The following is an 18,333-nucleotide window of genomic DNA, read 5'->3' as shown; positions in this document are numbered from 1 at the left end:
ACCTCTAAGTCTAGTGATAAAACAACTTGATCCATGTTATAATTTTGATACATAAATAGCGCTCCTTTCTGATTGGGTTTTGTCACTTTAATCATATCAAGGAACGCTATTTTTGTGTACCCTAACGCAAAAAAGGGGGGATAAAAGCAGATTAATTATCTACTTATGTCCCAACCTCTTCTTTGTTTTCACGTATGTTATCTGACAAATGCGCTCTAAAAGTCTGCTCACTTCGTTGTCCTAAACTTCTAAGCAACTAAACTTGCAAGCCATCATTCTTTGGGCTTTAGCCCTTAGAAATGAGTGATATCGAAGAGAGTTAAGGTATCGAAGTTTACGTAGTACTCGGAGCAAAACGACTTTATGTCCCAGCTTCTTCTTTAATTGCGAAATTTTTCTAAACCGTAAATGGCTTCACTCACTACTTCAGGCGTAATTTCTTGTGCCATGAAATGAATCGGTTCGCCAACTGCTGCTGTCTTCTCACTCACCAGTGCCACCTCTTCAATAGTCAGGTCTAAGCCTAGTTCATGAAGCGATGTTGGTAAGCCTAACTCTTCGTAAAATGGCAAGAGCGATTCTAATTCCTCCCACTTATCTTGAATGATCAGTTGGACTAAAATCCCATAAGCCACTTTTTTCCCGTGAAGCTGCGCAGCCGACGCCGGAATATAAGTCAACGCATCATGGATTGAATGAGCACCAGATGAGCGGCCATATTCATCGCCGAAGCCACCTACCATTCCAGCCACCATAATAATGGTTTCAATCACATCGACAAAAGCCTTATTAATTTGTTGTTTTTCTAAAGCCTCAATTGCTTCTGGTCCTTTTGTCAGTAGCACATGCTGACATTTTTTAGCCACAAAATGAGCTATATCTACCTCTAACGGAAGATTTCTACGATGCCCAATAATAGCATCTGCTTCATACCACTTAGCTAATGTGTCACCAATACCAGCAACCAATAACTCCTTTGGAGAATCCAAAATAACCTCTGGCTCAACTAAGGTCAACGCTATCCCACGGTTATAATAATCCATTCGCTTTAAGCTTCCCTGCTCATCATAAATAACACTCAAAGGCGTATACGCTGCACAAGTAGAGGCTAATGTGGGCAACATAATAACTGGTAATAATCGCTTAAATGCCACACCCTTTGCTAAATCAGATACCTTACCGCCACCTACTGCAATAATACAATCAACCTTTTCAGCAAGCGCCAATTCTTCAAAGTGAGCTATATTCTCATCTGTACATTTATTCCGATAATGATAATAATGTAACTCAATTGACTGCATCTCTGGAAAATGTTTTTTTGCTACTTCCCAAGATTCTTTGCCGTGTAAAACCATCGCTTTCTTCAATTGACGTTTACCCAGCTCAACTTCTAGATTTTGCCACACTCCTCCCCCACAGATAAACTCTTGAGGGCCACTTTTCACACTCAAATATTTATTCATACGATTGAATCCTCCACCTTCACAATTTCCATAAAAAAAGAATCTTTCATGTGTTAATTTCCATTATACCGCTTATCTCATCCAATTTCATTCTTTTTCGACTGTTTTTTTATTCATTTTAAAAATACCTATTGAATATTTATACAAAATAAGATACAATCAATTTTATAACTAAAAGGACTTTTTATTCATTATTATAACCAATTCTTAGTACACTAACTTAAACAAGGAGAATCATTCTATGAAAAAGAAATTATCTATCATTCTATCGACCTTTATCATGATACTTATCCTCTTGACGGCTTCAGTCTCGACTCTTGCCGCTGAGAAAGATACTTATTATGAAACTATTCAGAAAAAGGGCGAGCTCGTTGTCGGTCTTTCTGCTGACTATCCCCCTTATGAATTTCATGCAACTGTTAATGGCAAAGATACAGTTGTCGGCTTCGATATTTCAATTGCACAAAAAATAGCCGATGATTTGGGCGTCGAGCTAACTATTCAAGAACTGGGATTCGATGCGTTACTTGGTTCGCTAAAAACAGGAAAAATTGACATCATCATCTCAGGTATGTCGCCAACACCTGAACGACTAAAAGAAGTTAATTTCTCTAATACCTACATGTATGTCCAACAAAAGGTCATCATCCGTAAAGAAGATGCAGATAAATATAAAACCACAGCAGATTTCGAAAATGTCGGTGTTGGGGCGCAAAAACAAACCACCCAAGAAGAATTAGCTCAGACTGAATTAGTGGGCTCTAAGGTAACCTCTTTACAAAAAGTACCCGAAATGATTTTAAGTTTGCAAAATAAAAAAGTTGATGCTTTAGTTCTTGAAGGGCCAGTGGGTGAAGCCTACTTGTCACAAGATAAAAACTTAGTTGCCAGTGAGGTAGAATTTGAGAATGGCAACAAAGAAACTGCCATCGCTTTGCCTAAAGAAGCTCCTGTTCTAGAAGAAAAAATTAATGCTTCACTGGCTGAAATCGATGAACAAAATTTAATGCCAGGCTATATTAAGGAAGCTAATGACCTGATGTTCAGTGACGAAAGTTTCTTACAGAAATATGGCTCTTACTACTTAAAAGGAGCTGGCTTTACCATTCTAATCGCCTTTATCGGAGTTCTATTTGGTTCTCTTGTCGGTGGTCTGTTAGCTCTCCTGAAACTATCTAAAAACAAATTATTGCGTTTTATCGCTATCGCCTATATTGAATATGTTCGTGGCACGCCACTATTGGTTCAAATCTTCTTAGTTTACTTCGGCTCAACAGTGATTGGTCTTGAATTGAACGCCATCGTCTCAGGCTGTGTTGCTATGGCGCTTAACAGTGGAGCCTATGTCGCAGAAATCATTCGCGCTGGCATAAATGGCGTCCCTAAAGGACAGATAGAGGCCTCTCGTAGTCTTGGCATGAACCAACGCCAAGCCATGCAATTTATCATTTTACCGCAAGCAATTAAAAATATCTTACCAGCTCTTGGTAATGAATTTGTGACGATCATCAAAGAATCATCCGTCATGTCTGTGATTGGTGTTTCAGAATTAATGTTTCAATCAGGTGTCGTGCAAGGGGCTAGCTTTAAACCCTTTATGCCAATCGTTATCGCGTCATTAATCTATTTTGTCTTAACCTTTAGTCTCTCTCGTTTACTTGGTCTATTTGAGAAAAAACTAAGCGCTAGTGATGCTTAACTCAAGATAACGTCCTGTGAAATTTACCAAAAAAGAAAGGAAGCTTATTACTTATGTTTATCGAAGTTGCCAAAAAGTTTCAAGAGCCAGAACAAAATCTCTTAATGGAGATTGCAACACTGGCAAAAGCTACCCCCAATTTAATCGACCTATCACTAGGAGATCCTGACATCACCACTGATGAAGCGATTATCAACGCTAGCATGCTCGATGCTAAAGCTGGCCATACTCATTACACTGCTTCTGATGGTAGCCAAGAATTTTTACAGGCTGTCGTTGATTTTTACGATAAGCAATACGGATTGACTTTTAAAATCGACCAAGTTAGAGGAACCGTTGGTGCGTTACACGGGATGTACTTAACCATGCAAGCTCTCCTTAATCCTGGCGATGAGGTTATTATTCATGAGCCTTACTTTTCACCTTATAAAGATCAAATTAATTTAGCTGGCGGACAGCCAGTAATTGTACCTACCTATGAAAAAGATGACTTCCAGCTAGACTTAGTTCTTTTAGAGAAGGCCATAACTGCTAAAACAAAGGCCGTTATCATCAATTCACCAAATAATCCAACAGGAGCGGTCTTTTCAAACGATACTCTAAAAGGGATTGCTGCGCTCGCAGAAAAGCACGATATTGTCATTCTAGCAGATGAGGTTTATGAAGCCTTTTGCTATGAGCAGGACTACACACCGATGGCGACTTTTGCTCCAAATCACACCATCACCTTTAGCAGTTTCTCTAAAACCTTTGCCATGACTGGATGGCGGATCGGCTATATGATCGCTCCTGCTCATGTTAATCTAGTGCTAAAGCAAATCAATGAAAGTGTGACTTACTCGGCCCCAACCCTATCTCAACAAGCGGGTATCTATGCACTGACTCACTATCAGCAGTTAGCTGAGAAAACAAAAGAACTCTTTGCCAAACGTCTAGCATATATTCAACAACGGATTGAAAAGATTCCTTTCCTCTCTCTCCCTTCTGTCAAAGGAAGTATTTATGCTTTTGTCAATATCGAAAACAGCGGTTTAACCTCTGTCCCTTTTACAGAAAAATTAGTGAAAGAAACCCAAGTCCTAGTTATTCCTGGAGAAGCCTTTGGCGAATCTGGCAAGCACTATGTGCGGATAGCAGCTACACAAGATTTGAACCAACTTAAAGAAGCCTTTGATCGAATTGAACAATTAGTCTTCTGATCCTTTAACCTAAAAAAGCTGTCACACACGCCAGATAAGGCGATTGTGACAGCTTTTTTTATAGGTTAAAATGAGCCGACAACGGCATGTCTTGTAGCTCTAAACAATTTCTTTTCAATTTATGAAAAAGCTGATCATCTGGATTAATTTGTAAAACAAAGATAACCTTTCCGAGCAACGATTGCAAATAACTTTCAATAACAATTTCATCAATTGCATCTTGTTCCCATTTTTTATAACGAATTAAATGAGAGACTACCCCGAACTTTTGACAGTAATAAATCTCTTGTTTTAATTCTCGTCGATAAGACCTAGATACCTGTAGCTTTTCATTTACTACGATCCCTGTCACTAATTGACGGTCATGAGATTTAAGTAGCTTAGTCTTTTCCTCATTTAAATCAAATTGATAGGTAGCTAGAAACGACTGAATCTTACTTATGACTTTCCTAGGCTGAAAATCACCTGAGAAGGTCATATCATCGCAATAACGAGTATAATTAATTTTTTGTTTGTCACACCACTGACCAATATACGCATCAAATGACCTCAAAACTAGATTAGAGATCGTAGCTGAGGTTGGTGCACCTTGCGGCAATGACTCACGGTAACAGCATAAATTTGTCAGTAAGTACTGCACATCAGGCGGGTAGTACATACTTGGAAAAGCACTCGCCATAACTTGACTAAATTGGATGCTGTTAAAAAAATCCTCAATGTCTAGTTTTAACACTTGAAGTTGCCCTACATGGGGGGACGCATTTTCCACTAAGGTTGCCCCTTTTTTATAAGCTGTCGCATGAACTGATAGTTCTCTTTGTTCAAGCAATTGTGCCAAAATATTCCGTTGAATCTGTTTTAATAACCGATTTGGGGCGTACACAAGTCTAGGACTGCCATCTTTTTTAGTTAAGGTAACAGGTTGATAATAATCATCAAGATGATTGGAGATAGCGTATAGCGTCGCTAACTGCTTCTCTTGAGACCAATGGAAAGGTGCAAATAAATCAAAAGACACGATCATCTCATGAGATTGTTTCGATGTATTATATTTCCAAATAGAAGAGTCTCCCATCCAATCACCCCGTTTACAAAAAAATCCAATAGAGACCATACAAAAAATGATTCCGAAGTGATGGAAAGGTACTATGCGCCTCAGGCGACAGCACGCCTAACGCGTGCAGAAGTACCTTGTAAGAACTTCGGTCTAGATGTGCCAAATTAAGCACATCTTCACGTAATGAATTTTCAGGTTGGCGACTCGCCAACCCGCTAGTCTAAAACTAGAAAGGCTATGATCTCTATTGGTTACTTCAAATTATAACACACCTAATTTGGGCTATAAAGATTCTTTCTACCTTCCTTGCTGTCGTGCACGCATTTCCTTTTGTAATTTTTTATGTGCTTTTTTAGAGCCTCTTTCAAGATCACGCTTTTCTTTACGGTCAGCGTAAGATGAAAACAAACTATCTAAATCGTAGTCCGCTGGATACAACTGGCTAGCTGGCAACTCTAATTTCACTCTTTTTTTAGGTACTTCTATTAATTCCTTTTTCAAAAGAATCGTTACCAATTGTTTTTTGTCGTCTTCTTCAAAAACAATTGCCGTATCATTCGTTTCTAAATAAAGAACCCGATCGCCCTTCATTAAAGGGGTGATTTCTTTGGCTTCAATAGGAGCAACCTTATTCAGTGCTACTTGTCTCGGTTGACGTTTTTGCAACTTATAGTCACGGCTATTTAAGTAACTTTGTGCCTGTTCAACAACCTGATTATCCAGAGCCATTTTATTAGCAATCCAAAAGGCATTACTCTCTCCTGTCTCTCCCATAATTAGTTGATAACGAGGTGATAATGTAGCAGCGTCAAATGCCATCGCAGCTGTGATAAAATCAGGATGTAAAGTCGAAAAACGTTTGATTTCGCCATAATGGGTCGTTGTCACAACTGTACAGCCCTTTTGGTAAAAAGCCTCCATAATAGCAATTGCCAAAGCTGCTCCTTCATTTGGCTCCGTCCCACTTCCTAATTCATCTAATAATATCAGACTATTTGCTTTAGCTGCTTTCATAATTGAAGAAATATTCCCCATATGGCCTGAAAAAGTACTCAACGCATTTTCAATACTTTGCTGATCGCCGATATCCACAAATATCTCATCGTAGAGAGCTATTTCTGTTTCTTCATCTGCAATAATCTGCATCCCGATCATAGTTTGCAAAGTAATCAAGCCTAGGGTTTTCAATACCACAGTTTTCCCACCTGCATTCGGTCCTGTTATCGTTAAAGCCTGATAGTCTTTGCCTAATGTTAAATTAAGAGGGACGGCTTGTTGGCCTAATAATGTGTGCTTAACATTGACAAAATGGATATAGCCATCCTTATTAACTTTAGGCTCGCTCGCACCAAGATCTCGACTATATTTTCCGCGGGCAAAAATCACATCATACTCAGCAATGATTTCAATATTCAACTTGACAGTGGTCATTTGTTCGGCAATCATCCCAGTTAGAGCCGATTGAATCTGATACACCTCTGCACTCTCAGCAAGCTTCAATCCGTAAAGCTTATCATTCAACTTCGTAATAGCAGTCGGCTCAATAAATACAGTTGTCCCTTTACTAGACGACTCGACGATCGTTCCATTCACCTGATTTTTATAGGACGCTTTGATTGGAATAGTGAAGCGCTCGTTTTTCTTAACAATAATAAACTCTTGAATCTTACTTTTGTTACTACTATTCCGTAAAAATTTCCCGAGCTTTTCTTCAACTTCTCGTTCGCATTCTTGAATCCCGCGACGAATTTTCCGTAGCTCACGACTCGCTTCTGTATCAACCTGATTGTTGCGAATCGTTTGATAAATTTCCTCTTCAACAGTCGTAAATGTCTGAATAGCTAAGCTATAATCAGCCAATAAGGGGGAGATACTTTTGTTCTTCTCCATAAATTGTTGAATTAGTCGGCCACTTCGTAAAAAGTCTGCATAATCGATTAATTCATTGGGTTCTAGAATAAACCCTTTTTCAACCTGATTTGTCAGATGCTCAATATTACTCAGTCCCATAAATGGTACATGCAAGTTTGCTAAAAGTAAGCTCTTCGCTTCTGCCGTCTCTTTTAGTCGATTTTTCACTAAAGCCAAATTACTACTCGGCTTCAAAGTCTCCACTCGCTGCTTGCCATAAGAGCTAATAGCGTATCGTTTTAATTCTTCTATTACATGATTAAATTGTGTTTTCTCGATTGTTTCGATTATCATATCTTTTCTCCCTTTATCCGTTTTTAGATAAGCTTATTAATTTGCCTATCTCATCTACCGTCTAAAGATACCTACTTTATTCTAAATGTGTACGTCAACCATAAAAAAAGAGCTAAGGATAAATTCCCTAGCTCAAATAAACTATAAAAATAGCTCTTTTTCTTGAGTAAGTTCAGTATCTTTTGAGGTCACTAAATAAACGTCTCTTGAAACAACATTTATTCAGTCTTTAATTACCTAATTAGATACTGTCACACTCACAAAAAAACACTCCATGTCGTTATTTATTGGTTAACTCCATACACTCATTCAAAATATTAACTCACCAAAAGTATACAATGTTTCTTCTTAGAGGTCAATTATTTTTTCCTATTTCCTTCTTTTATGATATACTTGCCCAAAGGAGTGATAGCTAATGGCCCACAAAAATACCTCGATTGTTAGTATTAAAAATGATATTTTAACCTCTAAACTTTATGTAGAAGAAGGTAAATTAATTGTCATTCAAAATAACTCTGAACGAGCAGTTTATGAAGGCGTCGATTTTTTCGATTTGACAATTGAAGGTACAACCTTGATTCTAAATTTTTCAGTATTAGATGAATCAGAAAAATACGATCATTCTCTTGATTTATCCTTCGTTAATAATGTCAATCAAGTTAAAGTCCAATTATAAGAAAGCATTAAGGGCTGTGACAAATCCATGTCACAGCCCTTTTTCTGTTTCAGTATATTATATGACTGACGTGAAACAAACGTCAGCTCACTATGTTTTACTACGCTGTCCTAAACTTCTAGGCAACTAGAGCTGCAAGTCTCAAAGCCCTTTAATCCTTTCGATAGGTTAATCCTAAGCCCTTAATAAAATTCCGAGCAAAATTATCGCCACACATTTGATAATTTCGGTGGCCTTCTTTTCGTAAGATAGCTCCTAACTCACTTTCAGTCACTTTCAAACCTGTTTTTCCAATTATCTCCACCATATCACCACTCGTTAACGCTAATGCTATTTTAAGTTTTTTCAGCATCGTATTATTACCATTCTGATGGGTCATCCCTAAAGGAGCGGGCTTCTCTATTTCCCCAGGTTTTAATGGGCGTTTGCCACGTTTAAACGTAATCAATCCGTTATAAAAAATTTCCAATGTTCGATTATCAATAGCTACTTCATAAATATTTTCTGGATACTTTTCATCCTCAGTTGCAGGATTTGGCACTCGAGTTAAAAATTGTGCAACTTCTGCTTTAGTTAAGGTTAATCCACCCAAGTCAAAAATTTTAACTAAATCATCATCCTTAATATCTAGCGCGTACCTCAGTCTTACAAGTTTATCGTTGTTATTCATTTTTGCACCTACCTTAAATTATCTCTTTTCCAGTATAATATGAATAGCTAAAGAATGCACCTTTATTTAGGCTCTTATGAAAGTAATTCTTTTGCCAGTAGTTGATAGGTTTGCAATCGCTTCTCTTGACTATGTGTAATACTGACAATCATGGCTTCATCAAATCCAAAATACTCACCATCTTGGCTAATTTTATCTGCAATCAATTTAGGCGTTCCGATCAGATGACGTTTTTTCCGATCTTCAGCTAATTTAAGTCGATCCATCTCAGTTAATCCACGTTTTACCTCTTGGGCCTCTTCTGGTGTCAAAAAGTCTAACCGACCCCCTTTGGCCAACATTAAACGATGAATTTCAACGGGACCTGCTTCATAGTCAGCTTCTTCCTGCGTCTCTGCAACAGTCGCCATATATGCCACATTAATTTTCGGCTTTTCAGCAAAGTAGGATGGTTCAAAAAAATTTCGATACATCATCAATAATTCCTTTGTCATTCCTCCCATAAAAAACTGAGCAAACGAGTAGCCAACCCCCATTCGACCAGCTTCCATCGCGCTATTCCCACTTGAACCTAACAACCACGCTTCTGGTAATGTTACTTTAATAGGCGACGCCAAGGTTTGCTGATAGACCGCATCATCTGGCTTTTTATCTTGAATCAACTCAAGCGTGGTCATCAATTTTTGATACATGTCCTCATGTTTCACTACATTTCCCGAAGCCAAAGCTTTCGCCGCTTTCAGATCTCCTCCGGGTGCACGCCCAACGCCAAAATCAATTCTGCCAGGAGCCAGTGCGCTGAGTGTTTTGAATACCTCCGCCATTTTCAATGGAGAATAGTGCATCATCATAGTTCCACCAGTTCCTAGGCGGATATTTTGAGTGACTGCCGCTACATAGGCTGCAATAATTTCGGGAGCAGAACTGGCATAACTAGCACCACCATGATGCTCAGCAAACCAAATTCTTTCATACCCTAACTCATCAGCAAGCTTAGCTAATTCAATCGTCTTTTCTACTGCACCGACTGCAGAATTTCCATTTGTTACTGGTAATTGATCTAATACACTTAATTTCATTTTGCCCTCCTATTTCAGTAACTCTTTTCTCTCATTATAACTAACTTTTCGTAAGAAAGATAACAATTGAACTTTATCTAACAGGAATTTGCATTCGAATAAACATTTTTCGCTGATCGGTATTTAACTTGGGAATCTCATACATAACTTCACAAATATAATCCCCCATCACTGATAACCCCTTCTCTTCAATCATCTGGTTAAAAACACCCAGACTCTCTAACTCCTCACTAAAGGATTGACAATAATATACCGCATACTCTCCAGCTGGCAATTCAATAATTGGCTGTTTTGAGTTTGCCTTTTTTGAGACAAAGACAAACATCTCTTGTGAAATAAAGACTTTTTTTACAAAACGATCTCGTCTGATGATTGAGCCTACCCGATTGAAATCAGCCGTTTCATAACCATTTTGTACTAGAAATTGCTTGAACTCTCTTAAATAATACTCATATTCAAGAGTCGACATCTGATGAATGTTTTTATCAATTGAATACCCCAATACATAACGCTTTGGAAATTTCTTAATCTCCATAATAGTCTTATTCTGATTCTCTTGATACTCTGACATCGCATTCTGAAACGTCTCAATTAGATTAATTCGCTTCTCAAGCTCACTTTTTTCAGACATCAGCCCTTCTTGCTTTCCTTTTATTAATTCAGTTAGATAAGATAAATCCTCCGATTCCGTCAACATCTCTTTAATTTCTTCCAAAGAAAACTCAAATCGTTTTAAAAATTGAATAATATCAACACTAGCAGATTGATTTAAATGATAATATCGATAGTTGGTCTCAGGGTCAACATAGATTGGAGCGATTAACCCAACTTTTTCATAATAGCGTAAGGTTTGTACGGAGATACTATTTAACTCAGCAAACTCACCAATTTTCATTTTAGAAAACATTTTCAAAACCCTCCTTGACTCTATAGTTACTATAGAGATTATACTATGATTGTGAAATAAAAACCAATTAGGAGGAAGCTAGTATGATGCAACAAAAAATTAAAGTCATTCAATACGGATGCGGAAAAATGTCACAGGTTATCATCAAGAATTTGATTGAACACGGTGCAGAAATTGTTGGAGCGATTGATAGTAATCCAGCGATAGTCGGCCAAGATATCGGTGATTTTGCCGAGTTAGGCTACAAGACTGGTGTAACAATCTCTGCAAATGCTGAGGAGGTCTTCAATTCAACTGATGCGGATGTTGCTTTAGTTACCATTTTCAGTTATATGCCTGAAACCTACGAATTCTTTGAAACATGTTTAAAAAATGGGGTCAATGTTCTAACAACTTGTGAAGAAGCAATCTATCCATGGAATACCTCTCCATCAGAAACAAATCGTCTCGACCGTTTAGCAAAAGATCACAACGTCACTATTATGGGAACTGGTATGCAAGACATCTACTGGATTAACATGCCTTGCTTGATGTTAGCGGGAACTAACAAACTTACAAAAATCAAAGGAGCAGTTAGTTATAATGTGGAAGATTATGGACTAGCTTTAGCAGAAGCCCATGGAGCTGGATATGATTTAACTAAATTTGATAAAGAGATTGCCCAAGCTGAAAGTTTCCCTTCTTATATGTGGAATGCGGCTGAAGGGATTTGCTCTAAAATGAATTGGACGATTAAATCAATTTCTCAAAAGAGTGTTCCTTTCATTCTTGAAGAAGACGTTTATTCAGAGACTCTCGGCCGCACTATCCCTGCTGGCGATGCCATTGGAATGTCGGCTGTCACAACAATTGAAACTCAACAAGGTATCGAACTCGAAGTAGAATGTATTGGAAAAGTTTACCGAGAATCCGACGGAGACATGTGTGAATGGGAAATTACTGGCGAACCAAATATGCGTTTTTCACTTGAAAAACCCGATACTGTTGCTCATACGTGTGCGACAATTGTTAACCGGATTCCTTCTATTATTCAAGCACCTGCTGGCTTTATTACCGCGGAAAAAATCGCTGATCTAGAATATCTAACTTACCCAATGCACACATATTTAAACTAGATAAAAAATAAAACTCGGAGTTCATCTGTCCTATTTCTGAAGAGCTCCGAGTTTTTTCAAAAAATAGCACTCCTCATCATTAGTTGATAAGAAGAGCTAAACGATTAATACTTTCTAAATCGTTGGTACCTTTTTTCCAGCAAGGCATCTAAAGGTAAGGCCTGAAGTTCTCTAATTTTCTCAGCCAATGATTTCTCAAGCTGACGATTAATCACTGTTTGATCAAGTAACTCCCCATTCTTTACCTCTGGAATAATTCGTTCGCAAATAGCTAATTCATGCAAATCATAGGCTGTTATTTTCATAATTTCTGCCGCTTCAGCCACTCGACTACTATCTTTCCATAAAATCGAGGCAAAGCCTTCTGGTGATAAAATAGAATAAATGCTGTGTTCTAACATCCAAACCTCGTCAGCAACCCCTAGTGCAATCGCACCACCACTACCACCTTCACCAGTAAACACCGAAATAATCGGAACCTTGAGATCGCTCATTTCCATCAAATTACGAGCAATTGCCTCACCCTCACCACGTTCTTCTGCCTCTGGTCCGCAAAATGCTCCTGGCGTATTAACAAACGTTATCACTGGGCGATTAAACTTCTCGGCTTGCTTCATCAATCTCAAGGCCTTACGGTAGCCCTCTGGGTTAGGTGAACCAAAATTTCGTTTGATATTTTCTTGTAAATCACGACCTTTTTGAATACCAATAACCGTCACTGGCATACCAGCAAGATATGCTATCCCACCAACAACTGCTTGGTCATCTCCAAAATAGCGATCACCATGGAATTCAAGAAAATGGTCAAACACTGTTTCCATATATTCTAAAGGGGTATAACGCTTCGGATTTCGCGCAAGAGCTAAAATTTCGTTAGCTGTTCGCCGCTGATTCCCATTTACTTCAGACATTCGCTACACCACCTTTACCAGATTGCTGATGTACCTCTAGCAGAAACGACAGTGTTGACGCTAACTCATCACGAGGCACAATTTTATCGATAAAACCATGGGCTAATAAAAACTCCGCCTTTTGAAAGTCATCAGGTAACTTCTGCTTAATCGTTTGTTCGATAACTCGACGACCTGCGAACCCTATCTGTACTTGAGGCTCAGCCAAAATAATGTCACCTTCCATCGCAAAACTAGCAGTCACACCACCAGTTGTCGGATCAGTCAAAACGGCAATATACAACAACCCTGCATTACTATGTCGCTTAACCGCAGCAGAAATTTTTGCCATCTGCATCAAGGACATAATGCCTTCCTGCATCCTAGCTCCACCAGAAGCTGTAAACATAATGACCGGCAGCTGACGTTCTGTTGCTCGCTCAAACGCTCTTGTCACTTTTTCTCCCACAACAGTCCCCATACTTCCCATGATAAATTGGCTATCCATAATCCCAATAACCACCTCATGGTTAGCAATTTTAGCTAGTCCCGTTTTAACCGCTTCATGTAACGCTGTTTTCTGCTGCATCGTCTGAACTTTTTCCAGATAATTCGGAAAATTAATTGGATCAGCTGTTTCAACATCCGTGTCCCATTCAACAAATGTGTTGGCATCAACTATCGCCTCAATTCGCTCCTTCGAGCCAATTCGAAACCCATAGCCACAGTTAGTACACACTTTATTTACACCTAAATTTTTAGCATAAATGGATTTTTTACAGCTTGGGCATTTCTGCCACATGTCATCGGGAACAACGGGCTTTTTAATGTCCGCCTCTTTAACCGTTTCGCGATTAGGATTGATGCGAATATACTTTTTCTTTTTAAATAAGCCCATACGAACCTCCTTATTGAAAAGCTATCTGAGCGATCAAACTCAGATACCTTCATCTTTTCATGCCTCAATTACTTTTGAACTGTAGGAAGCCACTCCGGTAGAAAAGTTTCTTGTAAGAAACTAGTATCATACTCACCATTTACCACATTTGGATGCGAAATCAAATCAAATTGAAAATCTTGATTTGTGACCACACCATCTGTCACTAGCTCCGTCAACGCACGTTGCATTTTAACTAATGCTTCCATCCGATTTTCGCCATGAACAATGATTTTAGCAATCATTGAATCATAGTATGGAGGAATTGTATAGCCGTTGTACATCGCACTATCCACACGCAATCCCATACCGCCACCTGGTAATAATAAATTGGTAATTTTCCCTGGTGAAGGCGCAAAATTAAACGCGGGATTTTCTGCATTAATACGGCATTCAATGGCATGTCCCGTCATGTTAACATCCGTTTGTTCTATTTCAAGTGGTTGTCCCGCAGCAATTTTTAATTGCGCCTTAACAATGTCGATACCTGTGACCATTTCAGTTACAGGATGCTCAACTTGAATTCGGGTATTCATTTCCATGAAGTAAAAGTCACCGCTCAAGTCCATTAAAAATTCAATCGTTCCAGCATTTTCATAATTAACAGCCTTCGCCGCCTTAATACCTGCTTCTCCAATTGCACGACGTTTGTCGTCAGACAGTGCCACAGATGGGGACTCTTCCATCACTTTTTGATTATTTCGTTGCAATGAACAGTCACGTTCTCCTAAATGTATCACATGACCAAAACTATCACCAAGAATTTGCACCTCAATATGACGAGCGGGATAAACAATCTTTTCAATATACATTTGCCCATCGCCAAAAGCTGCTAATGCTTCTTGTTGAGCTGCTTTAAACTGACTTGGTAAGTCTTTCGCCTCCATAATCTTGCGAATCCCCTTACCGCCGCCTCCAGCCGACGCCTTCAACATAACTGGAAATCCTATTTTCTCTGCGATAACAACTGCTTCATCAACCGTACTAACCTCGCCATCACTACCAGGAATAACAGGAACGCCTGCCTCAATCATCAATGCTCGGGCATTAACCTTATTGCCCATCTCATCAATCGTTTGAGCGGCAGGTCCAATAAACTTAATCTGACACTCCTGACACATCGTAGCAAAGGTACTATTTTCCGCTAAAAACCCAAAACCAGGGTGAATTGCTTCTGCCCCAGTAACAATAGCAGCACTCAAAATTTGTTGCATATTTAAATAAGAATCAGTCGCTTTAGCTGGTCCAATACAAATAGCTTCATCGGCAAGCTCAGCATGCAACGCATTGCGATCCGCTTCCGAATAAACTGCCACAGTAAGAATTCCCAATTCACGACAGGCACGAATAATTCGTACCGCAATTTCACCACGATTAGCGATTAATACTTTAGTAAACATAGGCTACGCTCCGATGATAAATGTCATCAAAGCCTCACAGACTTTTTTATCTTCCACATACGCAGCAGCCTTACCTACACCAATATTACCTTTTTGTTTGATAATATCCATTTCCATTCGCAATACATCGCCAGGCACTACTTTTTGACGGAATTTCACTTTGTCAATTCCACCTAAATAACCTGTTTTACCTTCAAATTCAGGGCTCTTCAATAATGGAATAGATCCGGTTTGCGCAAGAGCCTCTAAAATTAGAACCCCCGGCATAACTGGCTCGCCTGGAAAATGTCCTGGGAAAAAGTGCTCATTATACGTCACATTTTTAATAGCCACCACTCGCTTACCAGGCTCTAATTCAATCACCTTGTCAACCATCATAATAGGGTAACGATTCGGGATAATTTCCATAATTTCTTGTACATTCAACTGCATTAATAATTCCTCCTAGTAGTAACACTTTTTTGACTCGCTAACTCATGTAATAGTTAACTAAAATATACGTGTTAGACAATTCTAAATAATGCTTGTCCATATTCAACAACATCTTCATTTTGAATGAGTACTTCTGTTATTCTTCCTGCAACATCACTGTTAATTTCGTTCATAATCTTCATCGCTTCAACAATACACAATGTATCACCGATTGCTACCGTATCGCCAACTTGTTTAAAAGCAGGCTCTCCAGGGCCACCACTTAAATAAGCCACACCCACTAAAGGTGAATTAACGGTCCGACCTACTTCAACGGCAACTGGCGTCGCTTCGCTGGCGTCAGAAGGTATCAACGTACCTTCTGCCACCGCTTCAATAGCAACAGGCATTGGCGCAGAAATAGGAGCTGGTTGAAGATTTTTTGTACTGTGTTCATTTTTGCTTAAATACAGCTTAAAATCTCCTGTCGCCAAGTCAAACTCACGAATTGAGCTATCATCAAATTGAGCGAGTAATTCTTTTAAATCAGCAAACTCCATCGACTATTGCCCCTCCCATTTTTTGAAAGCACAAACTGCATTATGTCCACCAAAACCAAGTGAATTACTTAAAGCATAGGTTACTTTATGCTCACGTCCAACTTGTGGCACATAATCCAGATCACATCCTTCATCTGGTGCTTCTAAGCCTACTGTTGGCGGAACAAAATCATCTCTCAGTGCCCCTAGACAAACCATAGCTTCAATAGCGCCTGCTGCACCCAATAAATGGCCAGTCATACTCTTTGAACTTGAAATTGGCACATTGTATGCCTCTTCGCCTAAAGCGTATTTAATGGCAGTAGTTTCTGCGCCATCATTTGGCGGTGTACTTGTTCCATGAGCGTTGATGTAATCAACATCCGCCGGCGTGATTCCCGCCTCTTCCATAGCCAACTGCATACAAATACCAGCACCTGAGCCATCTGGATTCGGACTTGTAATATGATAAGAATCACTATTAGAGCCATACCCTACAACTTCACCATAAATTTTAGCTCCACGGGCTAACGCATGTTCCAATTCTTCAAGCATTAGAACACCGCCACCTTCTCCCATAACAAAACCGCTACGATCTTTATCGAATGGAATAGAGGCCTTTTTAGGATCTGTCGCTGGTGATAAAGCTGTTAGCGCGGCGAAACCAGCAATACCGATTTCACAAACAGTTGCCTCAGCTCCTCCTGCAAGAATAACATCTGAGTAGCCATGCTTGATGTTTCGGAAAGCTTCTCCAATCGCATTCGTTCCTGAAGCACAGGCCGTAACGATTGACGTACAAATGCCTTTGGCCCCTACTTTAATCGAAATGTTGCCAGCCGCCATGTTACCAATTGCCATTGGAACAAAGAAAGGTGCCACACGTTTTGGCCCTTTGTCATGCATTTTAATGACTTGATCTTGAATGGTATTCATCCCACCAATCCCCGAGCTGACAATAACACCAAAACGATTTTGATTGATGGCTTCGATATTCAATTGACTATCTTCCATCGCTTGAACTGCTGCCGCAACACCATACACAGAATATAAATCCATCCGTTTTGTTGCTTTTTTATCCATGTAAAGAGTTGGATCAAAGTCTTTTACTTCCGCCGCAACAGTAATCCCCGTTTCACTTGCATCAAAGCGTGTAATGGGAGCAATTCCACTATTTCCAGCCTTAATATTTTGCCAAAAGTCTTCTGCTGTATTTCCAACAGGCGTCACAGCGCCTAAGCCAGTAATAACGACTCGTTTCATTCTATTTTCCTCCGTTCAGATTATCTTTTTATAAAAAGTTTAACCATTCATGACCATACCGCCGTCAACATTCAGTACTTGACCAGTAATATAACGATTCGTTGCTAAGAAAATCGCAGCCTCAGCTACGTCAGCAACTGATCCAAATCGTTTCAATGGAATTTGTCCCTTAGCAGCCTCTTTAACTTTGTCACTAAGAACATCTGTCATCTCTGTATCAATATAACCTGGTGCGATCGCATTACACGTAATACCACGAGACGCGAGTTCTCGTGCCACAGATTTTGTTAAACCTATCACGCCAGCTTTACTCGCCGCATAATTCGCTTGCCCTGCATTACCGGTCAATCCAACTACACTTGATAAATTGATAATCGTGCCGCTTTTTTGTTTCAGCATAATACTAGAAACTGTTTGAATGGTATTAAATGTTCCAGTTAGATTAACATTAAGTACCTCATTAAAATCCTCTTGGCTCATTCGCATCAACAATTTATCATTTGTAATTCCAGCATTGTTAACTAATACATCGACACTGCCAAATGTCTCTTTGGCCTCAGTAATAAGTTTTTTAGCATCCTCATAATGCTGCACATCTGCTGCTACAAAATGGACCTTAACACCCAAAGCTTGAATTTCCGCAATTAACTCCTGGTCAGCTTCCTTACGGCCATTCAGTACGATATTAGCTCCAGCCTGAGCAAAACGTAAAGCAACTTCACGCCCAATCCCACGAGAACTACCGGTGACAACTACTGTTTTATCCTTAAGCAAAATATAACCTCCTATTTTTTAATCAATTAGATTCAAATTATTGGTGCTC

Annotated in this window: 17 protein-coding genes; 4 read left to right on the top strand and 13 right to left on the bottom strand. The window is 39.2% G+C overall.

The window, feature by feature from the left end; translation table 11 throughout:
• Positions 1–380: 380 nt before the first annotated feature.
• Positions 381–1,463, bottom strand: a complete 1,083-nt coding sequence (locus tag AC5KOD_RS06975) for an iron-containing alcohol dehydrogenase family protein (RefSeq protein WP_496913821.1) — start codon at positions 1,461–1,463, stop codon at positions 381–383.
• Positions 1,464–1,704: 241 nt separating this feature from the next.
• Here AC5KOD_RS06975 and AC5KOD_RS06970 point away from each other — a divergent pair, with 241 nt between their 5' ends.
• Together AC5KOD_RS06970 and AC5KOD_RS06965 are read left to right on the top strand one after the other, a co-directional pair.
• The gene (locus AC5KOD_RS06970; RefSeq protein WP_496913820.1) at positions 1,705–3,162 is read left to right on the top strand and encodes an ABC transporter substrate-binding protein/permease; all 1,458 of its coding nucleotides are present in this window, start codon (positions 1,705–1,707) and stop codon (positions 3,160–3,162) included.
• 53 nt (positions 3,163–3,215) lie between these two features.
• Complete coding sequence (locus tag AC5KOD_RS06965) at positions 3,216–4,361, top strand: pyridoxal phosphate-dependent aminotransferase (RefSeq protein ID WP_496913819.1); 1,146 nt, start codon at positions 3,216–3,218, stop codon at positions 4,359–4,361.
• A gap of 58 nt (positions 4,362–4,419) precedes the next feature.
• On the opposite strand, the gene AC5KOD_RS06960 is transcribed toward AC5KOD_RS06965, so the two are convergent.
• The gene (locus tag AC5KOD_RS06960; RefSeq protein WP_496913818.1) at positions 4,420–5,436 is read right to left on the bottom strand and encodes a reverse transcriptase family protein; all 1,017 of its coding nucleotides are present in this window, start codon (positions 5,434–5,436) and stop codon (positions 4,420–4,422) included.
• 279 nt (positions 5,437–5,715) lie between these two features.
• Complete coding sequence (locus AC5KOD_RS06955; RefSeq protein ID WP_496913817.1) at positions 5,716–7,623, bottom strand: endonuclease MutS2; 1,908 nt, start codon at positions 7,621–7,623, stop codon at positions 5,716–5,718.
• 415 nt (positions 7,624–8,038) lie between these two features.
• Here AC5KOD_RS06955 and AC5KOD_RS06950 point away from each other — a divergent pair, with 415 nt between their 5' ends.
• Positions 8,039–8,299: a hypothetical protein gene (locus AC5KOD_RS06950; protein ID WP_496913816.1), complete on the top strand. Its 261-nt coding sequence runs from the start codon at positions 8,039–8,041 to the stop codon at positions 8,297–8,299.
• A 151-nt stretch (positions 8,300–8,450) separates the two neighbouring features.
• On the opposite strand, the gene AC5KOD_RS06945 is transcribed toward AC5KOD_RS06950, so the two are convergent.
• The 3 genes from AC5KOD_RS06945 to AC5KOD_RS06935 form a co-directional block, all read right to left on the bottom strand.
• Positions 8,451–8,969, bottom strand: a complete 519-nt coding sequence (locus AC5KOD_RS06945) for a YehS family protein (protein WP_496913815.1) — start codon at positions 8,967–8,969, stop codon at positions 8,451–8,453.
• 74 nt (positions 8,970–9,043) lie between these two features.
• Positions 9,044–10,048 carry an LLM class flavin-dependent oxidoreductase gene (locus AC5KOD_RS06940; protein ID WP_496913814.1) on the bottom strand — a complete coding sequence of 335 codons (1,005 nt, stop codon included), beginning with the start codon at positions 10,046–10,048 and terminating at the stop codon, positions 9,044–9,046.
• A 73-nt stretch (positions 10,049–10,121) separates the two neighbouring features.
• Positions 10,122–10,955 carry a MerR family transcriptional regulator gene (locus tag AC5KOD_RS06935; protein ID WP_496913813.1) on the bottom strand — a complete coding sequence of 278 codons (834 nt, stop codon included), beginning with the start codon at positions 10,953–10,955 and terminating at the stop codon, positions 10,122–10,124.
• 83 nt (positions 10,956–11,038) lie between these two features.
• On the opposite strand from AC5KOD_RS06935, the gene AC5KOD_RS06930 reads away from it, so the two are divergent.
• Positions 11,039–12,070, top strand: a complete 1,032-nt coding sequence (locus tag AC5KOD_RS06930; RefSeq protein ID WP_496913812.1) for an NAD(P)H-dependent amine dehydrogenase family protein — start codon at positions 11,039–11,041, stop codon at positions 12,068–12,070.
• Between the two features lie 104 nt (positions 12,071–12,174).
• Here the strand turns inward: AC5KOD_RS06930 and AC5KOD_RS06925 are convergent, their stop codons facing one another.
• From AC5KOD_RS06925 to fabG, 7 genes are all read right to left on the bottom strand, one after another.
• Positions 12,175–12,981 carry an acetyl-CoA carboxylase carboxyl transferase subunit alpha gene (locus tag AC5KOD_RS06925; protein ID WP_496913811.1) on the bottom strand — a complete coding sequence of 269 codons (807 nt, stop codon included), beginning with the start codon at positions 12,979–12,981 and terminating at the stop codon, positions 12,175–12,177.
• Entirely contained in the window at positions 12,974–13,858 is an 885-nt protein-coding gene (gene accD / locus AC5KOD_RS06920; RefSeq protein WP_496913810.1) for an acetyl-CoA carboxylase, carboxyltransferase subunit beta, read from the bottom strand. The genes AC5KOD_RS06925 and accD overlap by 8 nt, the downstream gene beginning before the upstream one ends.
• Positions 13,859–13,926: 68 nt before the next feature.
• Complete coding sequence (locus tag AC5KOD_RS06915) at positions 13,927–15,297, bottom strand: acetyl-CoA carboxylase biotin carboxylase subunit (RefSeq protein ID WP_496913809.1); 1,371 nt, start codon at positions 15,295–15,297, stop codon at positions 13,927–13,929.
• 3 nt (positions 15,298–15,300) lie between these two features.
• Positions 15,301–15,729 (bottom strand): 3-hydroxyacyl-ACP dehydratase FabZ, encoded by a 429-nt coding sequence (fabZ, locus tag AC5KOD_RS06910; protein WP_496913808.1) that lies wholly within the window; start codon positions 15,727–15,729, stop codon positions 15,301–15,303.
• A gap of 71 nt (positions 15,730–15,800) precedes the next feature.
• Positions 15,801–16,268 carry an acetyl-CoA carboxylase biotin carboxyl carrier protein gene (gene accB / locus AC5KOD_RS06905; protein WP_496913807.1) on the bottom strand — a complete coding sequence of 156 codons (468 nt, stop codon included), beginning with the start codon at positions 16,266–16,268 and terminating at the stop codon, positions 15,801–15,803.
• A gap of 3 nt (positions 16,269–16,271) precedes the next feature.
• Positions 16,272–17,510, bottom strand: a complete 1,239-nt coding sequence (gene fabF / locus AC5KOD_RS06900; protein ID WP_496913806.1) for a beta-ketoacyl-ACP synthase II — start codon at positions 17,508–17,510, stop codon at positions 16,272–16,274.
• Between the two features lie 39 nt (positions 17,511–17,549).
• Positions 17,550–18,287: a 3-oxoacyl-[acyl-carrier-protein] reductase gene (gene fabG, locus AC5KOD_RS06895; protein WP_496913822.1), complete on the bottom strand. Its 738-nt coding sequence runs from the start codon at positions 18,285–18,287 to the stop codon at positions 17,550–17,552.
• Positions 18,288–18,333: the final 46 nt, after the last annotated feature.

The sequence above is a fragment of the Vagococcus sp. WN80Y genome (assembly GCF_059621045.1).
Note: the sequence above shows the minus strand (reverse complement) of the source record. Positions and strands in the feature narration are given on the sequence as shown.